Consider the following 17,966-nt stretch of genomic DNA (forward strand, 5'->3'; position numbering starts at 1 on the left):
TACAGGCGGAAATCAGGCCGCCGGCCGCAGCAGCCAGCGCACTTCCTGCGTCTGCTCGCTGTCCGGAAAACGCGATTCGAGCGTCTTCAAGATCGGCTGTGCCATGTCGGCGCGGCCGAGCCCCTGCACCAGCACCCTGGCGGCCAGTTCGTAGGCTTGCGGAATGGCGGCATGCCCGCGAAAGCGCCGGTCGAAGCCCGACAGCAAAGCCAGCGCGGCATGCGCATCGCCGTTGCGCCATTCGGCCTTGGCCAGCGTCATGACGGTGGGCGCATCGTCGAGCGCAAAAGCCTTGTCCTTTTCTCGGCAGGCCTTGAAGACCTTGAGCGCGTCGGAGGCCAGGTCGCGCCGCAGCAACAGCGGAATGTAGCGCCGAGCATGGTCGAGCAACGTGGCCGCCTTGTCGGGCATGAGCAGCAGCACGCGGTGGTAGCGGCGCTGTGCGGCCAGGTCGTCGGGCGCCGCCACGCGCTGTGCCTCGTAGGCCACGCCGAGCGCGCCGGCCACGTCGCCGTCGGTCACGAGCTGCGCCACTTCGGCATCCATGCGCTGGGCGGCAATCTGCTCCGGCGTGCGGCGGTCTGCCGGCGCGCCGTCGTCCAGCCCGCCGCCGGGCAAGAGGTCGATGCCGAACGCGTCGTGGTGCTGGTACATCACGTAGCCCAGCAGGCTGGCCATGACCCAGCCGAAGTAGATGAACGCGAAATTGGCGATCGGCAGCACGATGAGGCCGTCGATCATCGGCAGCACCATGCCGATGGCAATCTGCGCGCCCGCGCTCAGCAGAAACAGGAAGAAGCACAGCAGCGCATAGGGCCAGCCGATGATGCGCATCGCATCCATCACGTGGCCGGGGTTCATGGCCTGGAAGAAGCTGCCCGACTGCACCAGCACGATCATCGCGGCCGGAAAGGTGAACGACACCACGAACACCGCGACGGTGCCCAGCACCGGCTCGTACCAGGCCAGCCAGCCGATCAGCGCGCCCTGCACCACCGAAATGGCAAACAGCTTCCAGGGCAGGTTGACCCAATCCTCGTTGAGCTGGCGCGGAAAATCTTCCGAACGCCAGATGCCCTGCGAACCCAGCGCCGTCACCTTGAAGCCGTAGCGGCTGGCCGCCAGCACGATGCCCAGTTCGATCACGATCAGCGACAGTCCCGGGTGCAGAAAAGGAATGGCCTCGAACAGCAGGCTGCAAAACGCGAGCGCCAGGCCGTACATCAACGGCCGCAGCTGGAACGGAAAAGCAAAGAAGCTGTTGAGGCGGTGCCAGAACGGCGGCGGGGTCGGCAGCGAGTCGTTGACGAGCATGATGGCGGTGCCTGCTTACTTGAAGAAGTCGCTCTGGCTCATGGCGCCGCGCCCGCCGAGGCGCACCACCGTGACATCGTCGGCGCGCACCAGCCGCATCTGGCCCAGTTCGCGCTCCAGCCGCTGCGTGAAATTGCTCTTGAACTGCATGGCCGCCTCGCCCATCTTCAGCACGCTCGTGCCTTCGATGGTGGCGCTCTTGCGGTCGCTGGCCACCTCGATGCTGTCGATGTGGTACTCGTACTCGATGGTGAGAATGCCGCCCATGCCCTCACCCACCACCTCGAACATCTTGAAAGACTTGCGAATGCCTTCGCAGGCCTGGTCGCGATCGCTGGTGGTCTCCTGCGTGCGGCCCATCATGATGGTCTTGCTCTGGATGACGGCCTTCTTGCTGAGCTGCTTGCACAGCTTCTCCGCGTCGCGCGAGTAGATGGCGTGCGCCTCCTTCTCGTAGTACTTGCGCACCATCGACTCGTCGAGCTTGCGCCCGCCGATGAAGAAGAACCACGCGCCCACGCAGAGCGCAACAACGATCGCTATTTGCTTCATTCCCTGCCCCGCACGATGGTGCGCTCCGCTCCGATTTTGCGGGGCAGTATACGTTGCCGAATGTTTCCTGAGGCGGCAAACGGGGCCTAGAAGGCGCTCAGATGGCGCGATAGAAGATGTAGTCGGCCTGGTATTTCACGACCTGCTTCTGGCCCATGTTCGAGGCGCCGCAAGCCGCCGCCGGCGCCACGCCGCCCTGGGTCGATACGCGCTGGATGTAGCTCACGCCCTGCATCGCGCCCGTGCCCATGGCCGGGTTGGCCTTTACCAGCTGGTGCGGAAGGTTGCCGGTGCCGTTGGGCGCCACAGCCACTTGCGTGGCAGTGAGCTTGGAGCCGTCCATGCTCTCCCAGGTGGCCGGCGCGGTCCACCAGCGTGGCGTCCGGGCCGACGAAGACCCACTCGTGCTGGCCGGGCATGTTGGCCTTGGCGCGGCACTCGTAGGTGATGTCGCCCGCGCCCACCGTTTCCATGGCCACGGCGTGGCCGGCCGGCACCTTCACCGCGTCCGGCAGGCCGGCCTGGGAATACATCGGAGGCTTGGCGCCCATGCCGGAACAGGCGGTAAGGCCGGCAGCGGCGGCGAGGACGGTCAAGGTGCGGATGGTCATGGTCGGTTCCTTTGTCGCATGAGCGAGAGGTGAATGAAGGGCGAGTCCGTGCCTCGGCGCCGTGCGTCCGGAACGTCTCGCATGCTTCTACGCACGCCGGCCGCGAATAGATTCAGGCCTGGCGGACTGAATCCGCCCGAACGGGTCGCCCGTACCACTTGCATGCAGGCCGATGCCCCACAATCCGCGAATGACAGCCCCCAGCCCCGACGCCGAACTGATCGCGCTGATCGATCGCATCGGCCGCCGCGACGAAGCCGCCCTGCGACTGCTCTACGACCGCACCGCGCCCAAGCTCATGGGCTTGGCGATGCGCGTGGTGCGGCAGCGCGAATGGGCCGAGGACGTGCTGCAGGAGTCGTTCATGACGGTCTGGCGCGTGGCCATCGACTACCGGGGCACACTGAGTCCGCCGCTCGCGTGGCTGGGCCTGATCGTTCGCAGCCGCGCGCTCGACCTGCTGCGCCGCCGCACCGCCGACCGCGCCCAGCTCACGCAGGAATTCGACGAACTGATGGCCGAAACGCTCGAATCCGATGCACCCAACCCCGCCGACACCGCCGATGCGAGCGAGCAGGCCTGGGCGCTGCACCAGTGCCTGAGCCAGCTCGAGGGCCGCCAGCGCGAGGTCGTGAGCCTGGCCTATCTGCGCGAGCTGAGCCACGGCGACCTGGCCGAGCAGCTCAAGCTGCCGCTGGGCACGGTCAAGACCTGGATCCGGCGCGGACTCGAAAAGCTGCGCATCTGCATGGCACGCTTTGCGTAGGCGACAAGAAAGCCACCGCGCCATGAACCTCATCGCCCACCCCGAATTGCTCGAACTCCTGGCCGCGAGCCATGCGCTCGGCACCTTGCGCGGTGGCGCCCGACGCCGCTTCGAAACGCTGGCGCGCGAGCAGGCGCCCGTGCGCACCGCGGCGCTGGTGTGGCAGAGCCGGCTTGCGAGCATGACCGAGCTGCAGACCCCGGTCGTTCCCGACGCCGCGGTGTGGACCCGGATCCGCAACATGATCGACGCCGAGCAGGCGCAGCACGCCATCGAGCGGCAACGCCATGCGGCTCCCGTCGCCGCACCGGAACGGGGCGGCTGGCTGCGCAGCCTGGCGCTCTGGCGCGGCGCCGCGGCGGCGGGTGCGCTGGCCACCGTCATGGCGGTAGGTGTCGGGCTGAACCTGCGCGACCAGTTGCAGAACGCGCCGGCCATCCAGTACGTGGCCGTGCTGTCCGACGACAAGGCCGCCGCCTCGATGCTCGTGACCTTCGACCCCAAGAAGCGGCAGTTGGTGCTGCAGCGCGTCGGCAGCTACAACGAAGGCGCCGACAAGTCGCTGCAGCTCTGGGCCCTGCCGCCGGGCGGCGCGCCGCGATCCCTCGGCGTGCTCGAGAATGCGCCGGCCCTCCGGCTGACTGCGTCAGAATCGGATGTTCGCGTGCCCACGCTGGCGATCAGCCTCGAGCCCAAGGGCGGCGTGCCCAGCGAGCGCGGCCCCACCGGCCCCGTGCTGTTCAAGGGCGCGCTGATTGAAAAAACCATCTGACCTGCGTTCCGCCTTGCTTCCGATGCCTTCGATGAAAACCGCGCTGGCCGCGGCCCTGCTGCTGACCGCGGCACTCGCCTCGCATGCCCAGAACCACAATGCCGTGCTGCCCTACGAATCGCTGGACAGCACGGCGGTCGATACGTCTTCCGACTACCTGGCCGCCAAGGCACGCTGGCACAACGAGCTCGCAGCCTTTTCCCGCGCCGACCAGCAGCAGTTTCCGGCGCCCGGCGGCGTGGTGTTCGTGGGCAGTTCCACCGTGCGCATGTGGAAAAGCCTCGCACAGGATTTCCGCCAGGTGCCCGGCATCGTCAACCGCGGCTTCGGCGGCTCGACGATGGCCGACTGCAGCCTGTTCGCGCGCGACCTGGTGGTGCGCTACAAGCCGCGGCAGGTGCTGGTGTACGCCGGAGACAACGACCTGGCCGAAGGCCGCACGCCGCTGCAGGTGCTCGAAAGCTTTGCGCGCTTTGCCAATGCGGTGCGCGCCGAGCTGCCCAACACGCGCATCAGCTTCATCTCGGTCAAGCCGAGCCCCTCGCGCGAGCACCTGATGCCGCTGATCCGCGAAACCAACAACGTGATCTCGGCCTACCTCAACCGGCTGCCCGACAGCGAGTACATCGACATCTTCACGCCGATGCTCGGCGCCGACGGGCGGCCGCGGCTGGAACTGTTCCGAAGCGACAGGCTGCACATGACCGACGAGGGCTACCGGCTTTGGCAGTCGATCATCGCGGCCCGCCTCCCGGGGGCCGTACCGGTCGCTTCCCCGATACCGGCCCCGGCAACCCCGCCCGCGGCTTCGCTGCCCTGAAGAGGCTCAGGCCCGTGCCGGCTCGGTCGGCACGTCGTCCGCGGGCGGGGGCACGTCGGCCCCGCGCGTGAAGCGCGCCACCGCGTACATGCCCGCGAACACCGCGAGCAGCAGCAGGCCGTCGCCCCACCAGGGCCGCGCGGTCTGGCTGTCCCCGTAGAAGGCCAGCACCAGCAGCACCGCGACCAAGTGCGCGCAGAACACCGGCAGCGAGGCCGAGCCCATGGCTTCGAGCCAGTGCAGGCGCGGAATCTTGCGCATGAGCCATGGCCCGAAGCGCACCGCTAGGATGCCCAGCCCGACGAGATTGACGAGGCGCAGCGGCCCCAGTTGCCACTTGTCGAACAGCAGGTTCAGCTCCACGTCGCCGCCGAACGGCGCCTGGCCGTTGATGCCGTGGTGGCGCCACCAGAAGCCATAGAGCGCAATGGCGAGTGCGGGCAACCACACCCAGACCGGAAAGCGCAGCGGCCGCGCGCCGGGCAGGTTGCGGCTGGCACCGAGGAAAAGCCCCGCGAACCACAGGAACTGCCAGGCGTAGCTGTTGAAGGCGCCCATTTCGTGGAACGGAACCGACAGGCCGAGGTAGTGCACGGCCAGTCCGTAGATCCATTCGCTCAGGTCGAATTGCGCGAGCGCCCACACGGTGGCGCTGGCGCCCATCACCAGCGTCCAGCCGTGCCGCATGGCGAAGGCCAGCACCCACGGGCTCATCAGCATGAAGAAGATGTACATCGGCAGGATGTCGAGCAGCGCGGGCTCGTAGATCAGCAGCAGCCCGAAAAGAAAACCTTCGCGCGGTTCGGCCAGGTAGTAGGACACCAGGTTCTTCACGGCCGGTTGGTCGATGTGCAGCCCGAGCGCCGCAATCACCGTGAAGAGAAACAGCAGGATCGCCGCCTGGCACAGGTAGACCTTCACCACGCGCCGCCAGAAGGCCGTGCGCATCGAGTCGACGCCGCGCTGGTAGCCGATGCGGCTGTAGACCAGTCCGGCCACGAAGGCGGACAGCAGCACGAAGCCTTCCGCGGCCGAGACAAAACCGAAAGGCTGGCCGAACGGATCGGTGAGGCGCGTCGGCAGATGGGTGACGGTCATCAGCACGAGCATCAGCCCGCGCAAGGCGTCTATTTCCCAGTAGCGTTTCATCGGTCGGCGGCGAGGTCTTGGTGGCGGTCCGCGCGGCGCACGCACGACAGTGCCGATTGTATGAAGAGCGCCGGGGCATATGACGCCTGGCAGTGCCGGAGCGCCTTTCAAATCGGCTACGCTGCGCGGTGCTTCAAGGCGGAGAAAAAATTGAAAAGAACGATTCCAACATTGCTTTTGGCCGCCGGCGCCTTTTTTGCCGGCCCGGCTCTTGCCCTCCAGATCACCAGCCTGACGCCCCAAGGCGAGGTGGCGCGCGTGCGCCAGATCGTCGCCAAGTTCGACCAGGCCGCCGTCAATTTCGGCGACCCGAAGGCGCCCGCGCCGCTGGCCGTGAGCTGCACCGACGCGCAGGCCGGCAAGGGCACGGGCCGCTGGACCGATGCCAAGCAATGGGTCTACGACTTCGAGAACGACCTGCCGCCCGGCGTGCGCTGCACCGTCACGCGAATCTCCACCTTCAAGCCGAGCGCCGGCGGTGAGCTGACCGGGCCGGAGCGCTACCAGTTCAATAGCGGTGGCCCGTTCGTGCGCAATTTCATGCCCGGCAGCTATGGCCGGATCGACGAGCAGCAGATGTTCATGCTCGAGCTCAACGGCGCGGCCACGCTGGAAAGCGTGCGCCAGAACGTCTGGTGCGCCGCCGACGGCCTCGGCGAGCGCATTCCCGTCAAGCTGCTCGACGGCGAGCAGCGCACCGGCCTGCTCAAGGCCTTCGGCCGCGACAAGGAGGCCGCGAAGGACCCGCTGCGCTTCATCGCGCTGCAGTGCAACCGCACGCTCACGCCCGGTAGCAAGGTGCAGATCGTCTATGGCAAGGGTGTCGCCACGCCTTCGGGCGTCGTCAACAACGTCGAACGGCGCCTGAGCTTCCAGGTGCGCGAACCGTTCGCGGTGTCTTTCACTTGCGAGCGCGAGAACGCGCAGGCCGCGTGCCTGCCGCTGCGGCCGATGCAGCTGCAGTTCAATGCGCCGGTCACGCGCAAGATGGCCGCGCAGATCCAGCTCAAGGGCGGCGGCAAGTCCGTCGCCGCCACGCTCGAGAACGACGGCGGCACGCCGAGCGAAGACGACGTGGTCAGCTCCGCGAGCTTCGCGCCGCCGTTCGCGGAAGACACCAAGTTCACCATCGAGCTGCCCGCCAAGTTCGAAGACGCATCGGGCCGCCCGCTGGCTTCGCCCGGCAGCTTTCCGCTGAAGGTGGCGACCGGCGCCATGCCGCCGCTGGCCAAGTTCGCCGCCTCGCCCTTCGGCGTGGTCGAGCGGCTCGCCGAACCCGGCACGCCGGCCATGATGCCGGTGACCGTGCGACGCGTGGAACCGGCGCTGATGGTGCAGGCGCTGACGCCCGGCAAGGTCAGCGACATGAACCCCAAGACTGACGCCGAGATCATCGCGTGGTTCCGCAAGGTGCGCCGCTATGACAACTACACCGTCTCGCGCGAACAGGCGCGCAAGGACATCAAGGGCGCGCTGCCGCCGGTCATCGACAAGGACGACCGCACCAGCCTGCAGACCCGCATGCTGTCTCTGCTCGCCGGCCAGGCCGGCGTGAAAGCGCTCGACATGCCGAAGGCCGAGAGCGGCGATCCGCGTCCGTTCGAAGTCATCGGCATTCCGCTGACGCCTGGCTTCCACGTGCTCGAAATCGCATCGCAGAAGCTCGGCGATGCGCTGCTCGACGAGCGCTACGGCGCCAGCCGCACGATGTACGTGCGAACCACCGCGTTGGCGACCAACCTGGCCGTGCATTTCAAGCTCGGCCGCGAGAACTCGATGGCCTGGGTCACCACGCTCGACAAGGGTAAGGTGGTGCCGAATGCCGAGGTGCGCGTGTCCGACTGCCGCGGTACCGCGGTGGCATCGGGCACCACCGACGCCAGCGGCGTCGTCCGGCTGGCCGGCATTGCACCCGAAGCGCCGAACTGCAACGGCCCGGACGAATACAACGCGGGCGCATGGTTCGTCAGCGCGCGCGCCAAGGACGACAAGGGCATCGAAGACCTGGCCTTCACCTGGAGCGACTGGCAGCGCGGCATCGAGCCCTGGCGCTTCAACGTGCCCACCAGCCTGCAGGCCGAGCCCGACCGCGTGGCCCACACCATCTTCGACCGCACGCTGCTGCGCGCCGGCGAAACGGTGTCGATGAAGCACCTGATCCGCACCCAGACCAGCAAGGGTTTCGGCCTGCCCGAGAACCGGCCCGACACGCTGGTGGTGACCCACACCGGCAGCGGCCAGCGCTTCACGCAGCCCTTGGCCTGGCGCAAGACCGCAACTGGCGGCCTGAGCGCGGAGAACACCTTCGCCATTCCGCCGGCCGCCAAGCTCGGCGTGTACGAGGTCATGCTGCGCGCCGGCAACGGCAACGGCAAGGACAGCGCCGAGAGCGACGACGGCGACTACAACCGCAATTTCTCCACCGGCCAGTTCCGGGTCGAGGAATTCCGCCTGCCCGTGCTCGAAGGCCGCATCGCACCTACCGACAAGAAACCGCTGGTGAGCGTGGCCTCGGTGCCGGCCGACGTGCAGATCAACTACGTAGCCGGCGGCGGCGCCGCCAACCTGCCGGTGCGTGTCTCGGCCATGGTGCGCGGCAAGAGCCTGAGCTTTGCCGACCACGACGCCTTCAGCTTCAACCCGCCGCGCGTGCAGGCCGACGGTTCGCCGGCGGCAGCGCCCGCGGCCGAAGCCGAGTCTTCCGGCGAGGAAGACATCAACAGCGTCAGCGACACCCGCGTGATCGCCGACAAGCTGCCGCTCACGCTCAACAAGGACGGTGCCGGCAAGGTCACGATCGACAAGGTGCCCAAGGTCAAGGCCGCGCGCGAGCTGCTGCTCGAAGCCACCTACGCCGACCCCAATGGCGAGGTGCAGACCCTCCGCAGCACGCAGACGCTGTGGCCCGCTTCGGTCATCGCCGGCATCAAGACCGAGGGCTGGGTTTCGACCAGCCAGAAGCTCAAGTACCAGGCGCTCGCGCTCGACCTTTCGGGCAAGCCCCAGGCCGGCGTGACACTCAACGTGCGCGCGGTGGCACGCATCACCACCACCAGCCGCAAGCGCATGGTGGGCGGTTTCTATACCTACGACAACAAGACCGAGACCAAGGACATCGGCACCGTGTGCAGCGGCAAGAGCGATGCGCGCGGCCTGCTGCTGTGCGAGTCCGAGCTGAAGGAACCCGGCGAGGTCGAACTCGTGGCCAGCGCCACCGACAGCGAAGGCCGCGACAGCCGCGCCGCCAGCACGGTGTACGTGACCAAACAGGGCGAACTCTGGTTCGGCGGCGAGGACAACGACCGCATCGACGTGCTGCCCGAGAAGAAGAGCTACCAACCCGGCGAACTCGCCAAGTTCCAGGTGCGCAGCCCGTTCCGTTTTGCCACCGCGCTGGTGTCGGTGGAACGCGAAGGCATCATCGAGACCCACGTGGTGCAGCTCGACGGCAAGGACCCGACCGTGAGCCTGCAGGTCAAGCCCGAATGGGGCCCGAACGCCTACGTGAGCGTGCTCGCCCTGCGCGGCCGCCTGCGCGAAGTGCCGTGGTACAGCTTCTTCACCTGGGGCTTCAAGGCACCGCGCGAGTGGTGGACCGCCTTCTGGTACGAAGGCAAGGAATACGTCGCGCCCACCGCGATGGTCGACCTGAGCAAGCCCGCCTACCGCCTGGGCATGGCCGAGATCCGCGTCGGCACGCGCGCGCACCAGCTCGACGTGACCGTCACGAGCGACAAGCCGAGCTATCCGGTGCGCGGCAAAGCGCAGATCACCATCTCCGCCAAGCTGCCCGACGGCAAGCCCGCGGCCGGTGCCGAAGTGGCCCTGGCCGCAGTGGACCAAGCATTGTTGGAGCTGATGCCCAACGACAGCTGGAACCTGCTCAATGCCATGCTGCAGCGGCGCAGCTGGGGGGTCTCCACCTCCACCGCGCAGATGGAAATCGTCGGCCGGCGTCACTACGGGCGCAAGGCCGTGCCCGCGGGCGGCGGCGGCGGCAAGGGCCAGACGCGCGAACTGCTCGACACCCTGCTGCTGTGGAACCCGAAGGTGGTGCTCGACGCCAACGGCCAGGCCGTGGTGACGGTGCCGCTCAACGATGCACTCACCACCTTCAAGATCGTGGCGGTGGCCGATTCGGGCACCAGCCTCTTCGGCACCGGCCAGGCCAGCATCCAGGCCACGCAAGACCTGCAGATCATCAGCGGCCTGCCGCCGCTGGTGCGCGAGGACGACCAGTTCCGCGCCCAGATCACGCTGCGCAACACCACGCAGAAGCCGATGAAGGTGGAGGCCACGCCCCGCGCCACGCTGCTCACGCTCGAGCCGCAGACGGTGGACATCCCCGCCGGCGAAGCGCGCGAAGTGGCATGGACCGTCACCGCGCCAGCGCAGCTCGCGCAGATGCGCGCCGAAGCCATCCTGTGGGAGATCGAAGCCAAGGACACGCTCGGCCGCGCACGCGATGCACTCAAGGTGCGCCAGCGCATCGTGCCCTCGGTGCCGCTCACGGTGCAGCAGGCCACGCTGGCGCAGCTCGATGGCCCTTTCACCATCGACGTGGCACCGCCCACCGACGCCCTCCCCGGCCGCGGCGGCCTCAAGCTTGCCCTGCAGCCCAAGCTGGCCGAAGGCCTGCCGGGCGTGCGCGACTGGTTCGCGAACTATCCCTTCAGCTGCCTCGAGCAGAAGACCAGCAAATCGGTCGGCCTGCGCGACGCGAAGATGTGGCAGGGCGTGCTGGCCCAGCTGCCCACCTACCTCGACAGCGACGGCCTGGCCAGCTACTTTCCGCCGCGCGACGGCGAATCGAACCGCGGCAGCGACATCCTCACCTCGTACCTGCTGGCGGCCACGCACGAGGCGGCGGCGCTGAACCCCGCCTTCGCGCTGCCCGACGCGGCGCGCGCGCCGATGGAGTCGGGCCTCATCGCCTTTGTCGAAGGCCGCATCCAGCGCGAGTTCTGGAGCCCGCGCAAAGACCTGGACGTGCGCAAGCTCGCCGCGCTCGAGGCCCTGTCGCGCTACGGCACGGCCAAGGGCAGCATGCTGGGCAGCATCACCATCGCGCCCAACCAGTGGCCCACCAGCGCCGTGATCGACTGGCTCAACATCCTCAAGCGCGTGCAGGACGTGCCACAGCGCCAGCAGCGGCTGGACGAGGCCAACAACGTGCTCAAGGCGCGCCTGTCGTACCAGGGCACCAAGCTCGTCTTCAGCACCGAACGCGACGACTACTGGTGGTGGCTCATGACCAACGGCGACGTCAACACCGCGCGCCTGCTGCTCAGCGTGATGGACGACCCGGCCTGGAAGGACGACATCGGCAAACTCGCCAACGGTTTCATCGGTCGCCAGCAGAACGGCGCTTGGCACACGACCACCGCCAACCTGTGGGGCGGGCTCGCGCTCGAGAAGTTCTCGAAGGTGTTCGAAAGCACACCCGTCGCCGGCGTGACCGCCGCCACCCTCGGCGCCGCGAAGGCGCAGGTCGACTGGAGCAAGGTCGAGCGCGTGAAGACCACCGATGCGGCCGGTGCACCCAACCAGAGCACCTTCTTCGGCGCGCCCGCGTCGCCGGGCAACCTGAGGAACAACACGATGTTCCTGCCCTGGGCCGCCTCGCCGTCGGGCGCACCGGCGCGCGACACGCTGCTGGTCACGCAGCAAGGCACCGGCAAGCCGTGGCTCACGCTGCAGTCGATTGCCGCGGTGCAGCTGAAGGCGCCTTTCGCCGCCGGCTACGCGCTCAAGAAGACCATCACCCCGGTCGAGCAGGCCACCGCGGGCAAGTACACGCGCGGCGACGTGCTGCGCGTGACCGTCGAGGTGAACGCCAGCGCCGACATGACCTGGGTCGTGATCAGCGATCCGATTCCCGGCGGCGCCACCATCCTGGGCAGCGGCCTGGGCCGCGATTCGCAGATCGCCACGCAAGGCGAGAAGAAGTCGGGCGCCGGCTGGCCGGCTTTCGAGGAGCGCAGCTTCGAAGCGTTCCGCAGCTACTACGAGTACCTGCCCAAGGGCGTGGTCAAGATGGAGTACACCGTGCGCCTCAACAACGTGGGCGACTTCGCGCTGCCGCCGAGCCGCGTCGAAGCGATGTATGCGCCCGAGATGTTCGGCGAAACGCCGAATGCGCGGGTGAAGGTGGAGGCGGCGAAGTAAGCCGCGGCGGGCCTGCTTATCTAGGCAGGCCCGGCCGCTGCAAGCGCCGCTTCGTACACGGCAAGGTCCGCGTCCGAGAAGCAGCAGAACGTGACCTCCTGGACGCTGGCGCTCTCGGCCAGCGCCGACCGGACCGTGGCGACCGCGATGGGCGCCGCGAGCTCGATCGGGTAGCCGTAGATGCCCGTGCTGATCGACGGAAACGCGAGGGTCCGAACGCCCTGCTGCCCCGCGATTTCCATCGACTTTCGATAGCACGATGCCAGCAGCTCCGGCTCGCCCTGCGAGCCGCCATGCCAGACCGGCCCGACGGTGTGAATGATGAACCGGGCAGGCAACCGGTAGCCTTTGGTCAACTTGGCGTCGCCTGTCTTGCACCCAGCCAGCAGGCGGCACTCATGCAAAAGCTCGGGGCCGGCGGCGCGATGGATCGCGCCATCGACACCGCCTCCGCCCAGCAGCGACGAATTCGCCGCATTGACGATGGCGTCGACCTGCAGCGTGGTGATGTCGTCGCATAGGGCGCGAAGCGGTGTGTGCATGACTTTGCTCCTGCTGCGCAGTCTTGTTGCTTCCCTCAATGCCGGAGCATGGATTCCACGGCTACCTTCAGAAGCCTTGGTGCGATGTACTTGCGGTGGGCCGCGGAAATGAGCGCCATGTAGACACGGCCGAACAGGTTTCTGCAAGCGACACGTGTGGACAACGAAAACTCGACGCGTCCGCCCGGCAGGCAGGCCGCCTCCACGCTTGAACGGAACACGAGGTGCTTGTCGTCGGCGCCCAGGATGACCTGTGCAGTGCGCCCGTCTTCCGACACCCGGTACGAGTGCACCGGGTAGCGCCCGGCAAAGACATTGCCTGAAGCTTCCGAGAGAAGGGACGAGACCGGACAGGCGAGCGGCGAGGTGCGCAGCTTGAACGGACGCACGACCAGGTTCCTGAAACCCATGAGAAGCGAAACGCCGTGGTGCCGATGCGCCAGGAAGCTGCCAAGCAGACTGGAGAGCAGCCTGGCAGCGTCGGCCTCCGCCGGCACACCGAGCGCGGCGGCGGGCACGATGATCGAGAAACGATCCTGGTGATGAATCGTTCGGTCGTTCAGTTCAGCCCGCAGCAACGAATGCACGGGAAGTTCGCTCTGCTCTTGAACGGACGCTGGACTTGGCTCGCTGATAAAGCCGGGACGAACGCGGGTGCGCGCCAGCATGCCGCGAAGGTGGCCCGCCGCCGAGCGGTAGTGCTTGCAGGCGGCCTCCATGAGTCCGCCAGGCCGGTCGCCCAGCGACAGTTGGGTAGTCGGTACCTGACCCCGCTGGACCGGTGACGCCTTCAGCAAATCGATGACCGCTTGGGGCAGCAGTTGCGTGAGCGAGGGGATATTTCCCTTGTCTTGCAGGACCTGCAAGCGCAACTCGTCGCTCAGCTGGCCACCGAGTTCATTGGTGTGAGTCGACAACGCAAAGAACGCGGGGTGGCTCGAGCCCGGCTCCAGCGGTACGAACTGATGCCAGGTTTCACCGGAGAAGCGAACGGTGAAGATGCAGTCCGGCGGTACATCGACATGGCGGAGCGCGCGAACGAAGCTGGCCGGGTCCGCCTCGATGTCTTGCGGCGTCGCGCTCGAAAAGCGCAGTTGCGAGCCCCCGCTCCCCGAGATGGCGGTGAAGACGCGATGGCCCGCATGCCGATGAAAGGGATGGCCTCCCCGGCCGACTCCGAATGAATAGAGCGCGGTTGCGTCTCCCCTGGAGAAATCGCTGCCGCCAAGCTTTGCAGAGGGTTCATCGAGTTCGTCGACAAACCGGCTGTGCGCCCGTTGCCGCGCGAGCGCCTCGTGGAACAGCTGGGTCCCCGAGCCGTGGCCCAGGCGCGCAACCAGACTCACTTCGACGGGTACGCAGTCCGGCCGTGTCGGCAATGCCACGAACGGGAAGGTCGCGGTTCGACGGGTCACCCGGGCGGCGGGGATCGAAGGCACCGAAAGCGAGGGAGTCATGAATCGATCCCTCAGTTCTTCTTGAGATTGCCGCCGGGCGCCGCTGGCTTTCTGGTCTTCGCCAGCTCGGCGCTTTCCTTCTTGAGCGGACCGCCGACGGGACAAAACGCCGCAAGGTAGTTGTGCAAAGTGCCGAGCAGGTTGTCGTCCGCCAGGCTGTAGTGAACGAACTGTCCGCGCTTTTCGCTCTTTACCAAGCCTGCATGCTCCAGGATCTGCAAATGCTTGGAAAGAGAGGGCTTCGTCATCTCGAATCGCTCGGCGATCTCCCCCGCCGTCAGCGGCGTCTCGGAGAGGTACGAGAGGATTTTCCGGCGGGGCGTCGAAGCGAGCGCTGCGAAAACGTTTTCTTCTTTCATGGCGGCATTGTATTTAGCTAATTAGCTAAATACAAGCACCTGCCCGTTCGACCTTTCTTACCGATAGAACGCCTCGACCCTGCCCTTCAGCTTGATCAGCAGCGGCTTGCCCTTGCGGTCCACCGTCTTGCCGGCGGGCACCTTGATCCAGCCTTCGCTGACGCAGTATTCCTCGACGTCGAGGCGTTCCTTGTCGTTGAAGCGGATGCCGATGTCGTGCTCGAAAACCGCCGCCACGTGATGGGGGCTGCGTGGGTCGGTGGACAGGTGGTCGGGAAGGGGCGGAAGGGAATTGGCTTCGGTCATGGAATAAACGGTTATCTATCTATCTGAAAAACTGCAGCGCGCAGCTTAACGCCGCTTCTTTGTTGCCTTGGCGGGCGCCTTGGGCGCAAACCCCAGCGAGGCGCGCGCGAGCGCATCGGCCTCTTGGTTGCGGTGCCGCGGCACCCACCGAAGGCTCGCTTCTTCGAACGAGCCGAGCAGCGCGCGGGCGTCTTCGAACAAGCCCGCCATGCGCGCGATGGGCTTGGCGCCGGGCTCGCCGAGCTGTTCGACGAGGATGCTGTTGTCGGTATAGGCCAGCACCGCTGTCGCGCCCCTGGCCTTCAGCTCCTCGAGCGCGAGGGTCAGCGCCCTGAGCTCGGCTTCGTTGTTGCAGCCGATGGCATGGCTGGCCAGAGACAAGGTGTGGCGGGTGCCGTCGGGCTCCGTGACGACGGCGCCGGCACCCATGCGGCCGGGGTTCGGCATGGCGCTGCCGTCGCAGTACACGGTCCAGGGGCGAAGTGGCATCGGCTGCGTCGGCTCAGCAGTTGCTGCGCTTGATGCCCGCCAGGTTCTGGCAAGGCCGCTGGCCTGGAGGCGGCCCCGGGTCTTGCGGCCGCTGCGGCCGCGGACGGACGACCGGACGGCCGCCGTCGTAGTACGGGTCGGGGCCCCAGCTGTAGACCGGCGGCGGCTCGGGAGCCACACGCGGCTCGTCGACGTTGCGCGGGATGATGGCGGGGCCCTGTGGCGCGTTGTTGCCGGCCAGAGGCTGCGGCGGCGCCGCGCTGGGCGTCGGCGTGTACGCCGGCCGGCGCACTTCTTCGGGCGAAGCAGGCGGCACCACCGACAGCGGCTCGGCAATGGGCACTTGGCGCGAGAGCTTGCTGCCGGCAGGGCACTGGCCGTCCGTGTAGACGATGCGGCCGCCGGCGTCGGTGCAGCGAACCACGTCCGCGGCATGCGCGCCCATGGCCGCGGCAGCAAAGACCGAGATGAAAAGAACCGTTGTGCGCATCATGCGTCCCTCGTTGTTGGCTGCCGAAGTCTTCCGGTGTTTCCGCTTTGCCGCATTCTGGCCCGAAGTCGGTCCTTGCGGCGGCACCGGTACGCTCCTCAAAGCGAGATGCGCAGCCACGCGGGGCCCTGTTCCATGCGGCCGATCACGGCGGCATGCGCAAATTTCTCGTCGCGGAACACCCGCAGCACGGCATCCACCGACTCGGCGGCGCAGCTCACGAGCAGCCCGCCCGAGGTCTGCGGGTCGCTCAGCAGCGCCTGCGCGGCGGTGGGCAGGCCGTCCGCGAGTTCGACCTCTTCGCCATAGCCGGCCCAGTTGCGCCCCGAGGCACCGGTCACGAAGCCGTCCGCCACCATCGCGGTCACGCCCTCGAGCAGCGGCACGCGCGGCCACTCGACAACGGCCGTGAGCTTGGCGCCGCGTGCAAGTTCCAGCGCATGGCCGGCCAGGCCGAAGCCGGTGACGTCGGTCAGCGCGTGCACGCCCGGCATCGTGGCCAGCGCAATGCCCGGCGTGTTGAGCCGAGTGGTGTTGTCGATGAGTTGCCGGTAACCGGCCAGCGAGAGCTTTTCTTTCTTGAGCGCGGCCGAGAGCACGCCCACGCCCAGCGGCTTGCCCAGCACCAGCACGTCGCCCGCGCGCGCCTCGGCGTTGCGCTTGACGTGGGCCGGGTCGACCAGGCCCATCACCACCAGGCCGTAGATCGGCTCGACCGAATCGATGGTGTGGCCGCCCGCAATCGGAATGCCGGCCGCGCGGCACACGTCCTGCCCGCCGCGCACGATGTCGCCGATCACTTCCACCGGCAGCTGGTTGACGGGCATTGCCACCAGCGCCAGCGCCATGATCGGCTTGCCGCCCATCGCGTAGACGTCGCTGATGGCGTTGGTCGCGGCAATGCGGCCGAACTCGTACGGATCGTCGACGATGGGCATGAAGAAGTCGGTCGTCGCGATCAGCGCTTGCTTGTCGTTCAGGCGGTACACAGCCGCGTCGTCGGCGGTTTCGATGCCCACCATCAGCTCCGGCGGAATCAGGCCGCCGCCACTGTTCTTCAGAATTTCAGACAGTACGCCCGGTGCGATCTTGCAGCCGCATCCACCGCCATGCGAGAAGCTGGTGAGCCGCAGCGGGGCCAGCGGGTTGAGCACGGAAAGCGGGGGATTCGTCGGGATGTCGGTCATGGGGCAATTCGAATCGGGGCGGTCGCCCATTATCGAAGCCCGCCCCAAAGCACGCCCGGGAGCGGGTTTCTACAATCGAGGGTTGTCCCTTCTTTCCTGCGCCAGGCCGCGCCACCTATGAAAACCCTCCTTCGCATCGCCCTTGCACTTTCGTTGTCCGCCTTCGCCCTGGGTGCCTCAGCACAGGCCAAGGTGCTGCGCGTGTCCGCCATTCCCGACGAGGCGCCCACCGAGCTGCAGCGCAAGTTCACGCCGCTGGGCGACTACCTGAAGAAGGAAACCGGCATGGACGTGCAGTTCACGCCCGTGACCGACTACGCCGCGGTGGTCGAAGGCCTGGCCACGAACAAGATCGACCTGGCCTGGCTCGGCGGCTTCACCTTCGTGCAGGCGCGCATTCGCACCAACGGCGGCGCGGTGCCGATCGTGCAGCGCGCGGAAGACGAGGTGTTCACCAGCAAGTTCATCGTGCCGCAGGACAGCACCGCCAAGACGCTGGCCGACCTGAAGGGCAAGACCTTCGCGTTCGGTGCGCCTTCGTCCACCTCGGGCAGCCTGATGCCGCGCTACTTCCTGATGCAGGCGGGCATCGACCCCGAGAAAGACTTCAAGACAGTGGCATTCTCCGGCGCGCACGATGCCACCGTGGCCTTCGTGGCCGCATCGCGCGCCGAGGCGGGCGTGCTGAACGCATCGGTGTGGGACAAGCTGGTCGAAAGCAAGAACCCGAACGCCGCCAAGGTGCGCGTGCTGACCACCACGCCCACCTACTACGACTACAACTGGACGGTGCGCCCCGGCCTCGATCCGGCACTGACGAAGAAGCTCACCGAAGCCTTCCTGAAGCTGGACCCGGCCAACCCCGCCATGAAGGAGATCATGAACCTGCAGCGTGCGAGCAAGTTCATTGCCACCAAGTCGTCGAACTACGACGGCATCGAAGCTGCCGCCAAGGCGGCGGGCCTGGTCAAGTGATGTCGTTGC

Annotated in this window: 15 protein-coding genes and 1 pseudogene; 5 read left to right on the forward strand and 11 right to left on the reverse strand. The window is 67.2% G+C overall.

The annotated features are described in order from the left end of the window. Window positions 1-12: 12 nt before the first annotated feature. The 3 genes and pseudogenes from QFZ42_RS18300 to QFZ42_RS18310 form a co-directional block, all read right to left on the reverse strand. The gene (locus tag QFZ42_RS18300; RefSeq protein WP_307702321.1) at window positions 13-1,314 is read right to left on the reverse strand and encodes a tetratricopeptide repeat protein; all 1,302 of its coding nucleotides are present in this window, start codon (window positions 1,312-1,314) and stop codon (window positions 13-15) included. A 15-nt stretch (window positions 1,315-1,329) separates the two neighbouring features. Beyond that, window positions 1,330-1,866: a hypothetical protein gene (locus tag QFZ42_RS18305; protein ID WP_307702322.1), complete on the reverse strand. Its 537-nt coding sequence runs from the start codon at window positions 1,864-1,866 to the stop codon at window positions 1,330-1,332. Between the two features lie 97 nt (window positions 1,867-1,963). Then, window positions 1,964-2,477, reverse strand: a pseudogene (locus QFZ42_RS18310) (DUF3455 domain-containing protein). Between the two features lie 190 nt (window positions 2,478-2,667). On the opposite strand from QFZ42_RS18310, the gene QFZ42_RS18315 reads away from it, so the two are divergent. The 3 genes from QFZ42_RS18315 to QFZ42_RS18325 are packed head-to-tail and all read left to right on the forward strand — an operon-like array spanning window position 2,668 to window position 4,835. Next, window positions 2,668-3,243 carry an RNA polymerase sigma factor gene (locus QFZ42_RS18315; RefSeq protein ID WP_307702323.1) on the forward strand — a complete coding sequence of 192 codons (576 nt, stop codon included), beginning with the start codon at window positions 2,668-2,670 and terminating at the stop codon, window positions 3,241-3,243. Window positions 3,244-3,265: 22 nt separating this feature from the next. Further along, window positions 3,266-4,015 carry an anti-sigma factor gene (locus QFZ42_RS18320; RefSeq protein WP_307702324.1) on the forward strand — a complete coding sequence of 250 codons (750 nt, stop codon included), beginning with the start codon at window positions 3,266-3,268 and terminating at the stop codon, window positions 4,013-4,015. A gap of 31 nt (window positions 4,016-4,046) precedes the next feature. Further along, complete coding sequence (locus QFZ42_RS18325) at window positions 4,047-4,835, forward strand: SGNH/GDSL hydrolase family protein (protein ID WP_307704264.1); 789 nt, start codon at window positions 4,047-4,049, stop codon at window positions 4,833-4,835. Between the two features lie 6 nt (window positions 4,836-4,841). On the opposite strand, the gene opgC is transcribed toward QFZ42_RS18325, so the two are convergent. Beyond that, a complete protein-coding gene (opgC, locus tag QFZ42_RS18330; protein WP_307702325.1) occupies window positions 4,842-5,984 on the reverse strand; it encodes an OpgC domain-containing protein in 1,143 nt (380 codons plus the stop codon). 150 nt (window positions 5,985-6,134) lie between these two features. Here opgC and QFZ42_RS18335 point away from each other — a divergent pair, with 150 nt between their 5' ends. Next, window positions 6,135-12,152 (forward strand): alpha-2-macroglobulin family protein, encoded by a 6,018-nt coding sequence (locus QFZ42_RS18335; RefSeq protein WP_307702326.1) that lies wholly within the window; start codon window positions 6,135-6,137, stop codon window positions 12,150-12,152. Between the two features lie 20 nt (window positions 12,153-12,172). Here QFZ42_RS18335 and QFZ42_RS18340 read toward each other — a convergent pair whose 3' ends face one another. The 7 genes from QFZ42_RS18340 to selD form a co-directional block, all read right to left on the reverse strand. After that, a complete protein-coding gene (locus QFZ42_RS18340) occupies window positions 12,173-12,694 on the reverse strand; it encodes an O-acetyl-ADP-ribose deacetylase (protein ID WP_307702327.1) in 522 nt (173 codons plus the stop codon). Between the two features lie 35 nt (window positions 12,695-12,729). Beyond that, complete coding sequence (locus QFZ42_RS18345) at window positions 12,730-14,151, reverse strand: DUF2867 domain-containing protein (protein WP_307702328.1); 1,422 nt, start codon at window positions 14,149-14,151, stop codon at window positions 12,730-12,732. A gap of 11 nt (window positions 14,152-14,162) precedes the next feature. Then, entirely contained in the window at window positions 14,163-14,510 is a 348-nt protein-coding gene (locus QFZ42_RS18350; RefSeq protein ID WP_307702329.1) for a metalloregulator ArsR/SmtB family transcription factor, read from the reverse strand. A gap of 57 nt (window positions 14,511-14,567) precedes the next feature. After that, the gene (locus QFZ42_RS18355) at window positions 14,568-14,816 is read right to left on the reverse strand and encodes a DUF3297 family protein (RefSeq protein ID WP_307702330.1); all 249 of its coding nucleotides are present in this window, start codon (window positions 14,814-14,816) and stop codon (window positions 14,568-14,570) included. A gap of 45 nt (window positions 14,817-14,861) precedes the next feature. Beyond that, window positions 14,862-15,305 carry a ribonuclease HI family protein gene (locus QFZ42_RS18360; protein WP_307702331.1) on the reverse strand — a complete coding sequence of 148 codons (444 nt, stop codon included), beginning with the start codon at window positions 15,303-15,305 and terminating at the stop codon, window positions 14,862-14,864. 13 nt (window positions 15,306-15,318) lie between these two features. Further along, window positions 15,319-15,795, reverse strand: coding sequence for a DUF4124 domain-containing protein (locus QFZ42_RS18365; protein WP_307702332.1), 477 nt, complete (start codon window positions 15,793-15,795; stop codon window positions 15,319-15,321). A gap of 98 nt (window positions 15,796-15,893) precedes the next feature. Further along, on the reverse strand, window positions 15,894-16,982 hold the full coding sequence (selD, locus tag QFZ42_RS18370; protein ID WP_307702333.1) for a selenide, water dikinase SelD: 1,089 nt from the start codon (window positions 16,980-16,982) through the stop codon (window positions 15,894-15,896). Window positions 16,983-17,099: 117 nt separating this feature from the next. Here selD and QFZ42_RS18375 point away from each other — a divergent pair, with 117 nt between their 5' ends. Further along, window positions 17,100-17,957 (forward strand): putative selenate ABC transporter substrate-binding protein, encoded by an 858-nt coding sequence (locus tag QFZ42_RS18375; protein WP_307702334.1) that lies wholly within the window; start codon window positions 17,100-17,102, stop codon window positions 17,955-17,957. The last annotated feature ends 9 nt before the right edge of the window (window positions 17,958-17,966 follow it).

It is taken from the genome of Variovorax paradoxus, assembly GCF_030815855.1.
GTDB classification, from domain to species: Bacteria; Pseudomonadota; Gammaproteobacteria; order Burkholderiales; family Burkholderiaceae_C; genus Variovorax; species Variovorax paradoxus_M.

What these genes read in the sequence shown, in the direction of transcription:
- QFZ42_RS18345 (WP_307702328.1), bottom strand. Translation starts at nt 14,151, where the DNA reads ATGACTCCCTCGCTTTCGGTGCCTTCGATCCCCGCCGCCCGGGTGACC.
- QFZ42_RS18365 (WP_307702332.1), bottom strand. Translation starts at nt 15,795, where the DNA reads ATGCGCACAACGGTTCTTTTCATCTCGGTCTTTGCTGCCGCGGCCATG.
- QFZ42_RS18375 (WP_307702334.1), top strand. Translation starts at nt 17,100, where the DNA reads ATGAAAACCCTCCTTCGCATCGCCCTTGCACTTTCGTTGTCCGCCTTC.
- QFZ42_RS18320 (WP_307702324.1), top strand. Translation starts at nt 3,266, where the DNA reads ATGAACCTCATCGCCCACCCCGAATTGCTCGAACTCCTGGCCGCGAGC.
- QFZ42_RS18355 (WP_307702330.1), bottom strand. Translation starts at nt 14,816, where the DNA reads ATGACCGAAGCCAATTCCCTTCCGCCCCTTCCCGACCACCTGTCCACC.
- opgC (WP_307702325.1), bottom strand. Translation starts at nt 5,984, where the DNA reads ATGAAACGCTACTGGGAAATAGACGCCTTGCGCGGGCTGATGCTCGTG.
- QFZ42_RS18325 (WP_307704264.1), top strand. Translation starts at nt 4,047, where the DNA reads ATGAAAACCGCGCTGGCCGCGGCCCTGCTGCTGACCGCGGCACTCGCC.
- QFZ42_RS18350 (WP_307702329.1), bottom strand. Translation starts at nt 14,510, where the DNA reads ATGAAAGAAGAAAACGTTTTCGCAGCGCTCGCTTCGACGCCCCGCCGG.
- QFZ42_RS18305 (WP_307702322.1), bottom strand. Translation starts at nt 1,866, where the DNA reads ATGAAGCAAATAGCGATCGTTGTTGCGCTCTGCGTGGGCGCGTGGTTC.
- QFZ42_RS18300 (WP_307702321.1), bottom strand. Translation starts at nt 1,314, where the DNA reads ATGCTCGTCAACGACTCGCTGCCGACCCCGCCGCCGTTCTGGCACCGC.
- QFZ42_RS18315 (WP_307702323.1), top strand. Translation starts at nt 2,668, where the DNA reads ATGACAGCCCCCAGCCCCGACGCCGAACTGATCGCGCTGATCGATCGC.
- QFZ42_RS18360 (WP_307702331.1), bottom strand. Translation starts at nt 15,305, where the DNA reads ATGCCACTTCGCCCCTGGACCGTGTACTGCGACGGCAGCGCCATGCCG.
- selD (WP_307702333.1), bottom strand. Translation starts at nt 16,982, where the DNA reads ATGACCGACATCCCGACGAATCCCCCGCTTTCCGTGCTCAACCCGCTG.
- QFZ42_RS18340 (WP_307702327.1), bottom strand. Translation starts at nt 12,694, where the DNA reads ATGCACACACCGCTTCGCGCCCTATGCGACGACATCACCACGCTGCAG.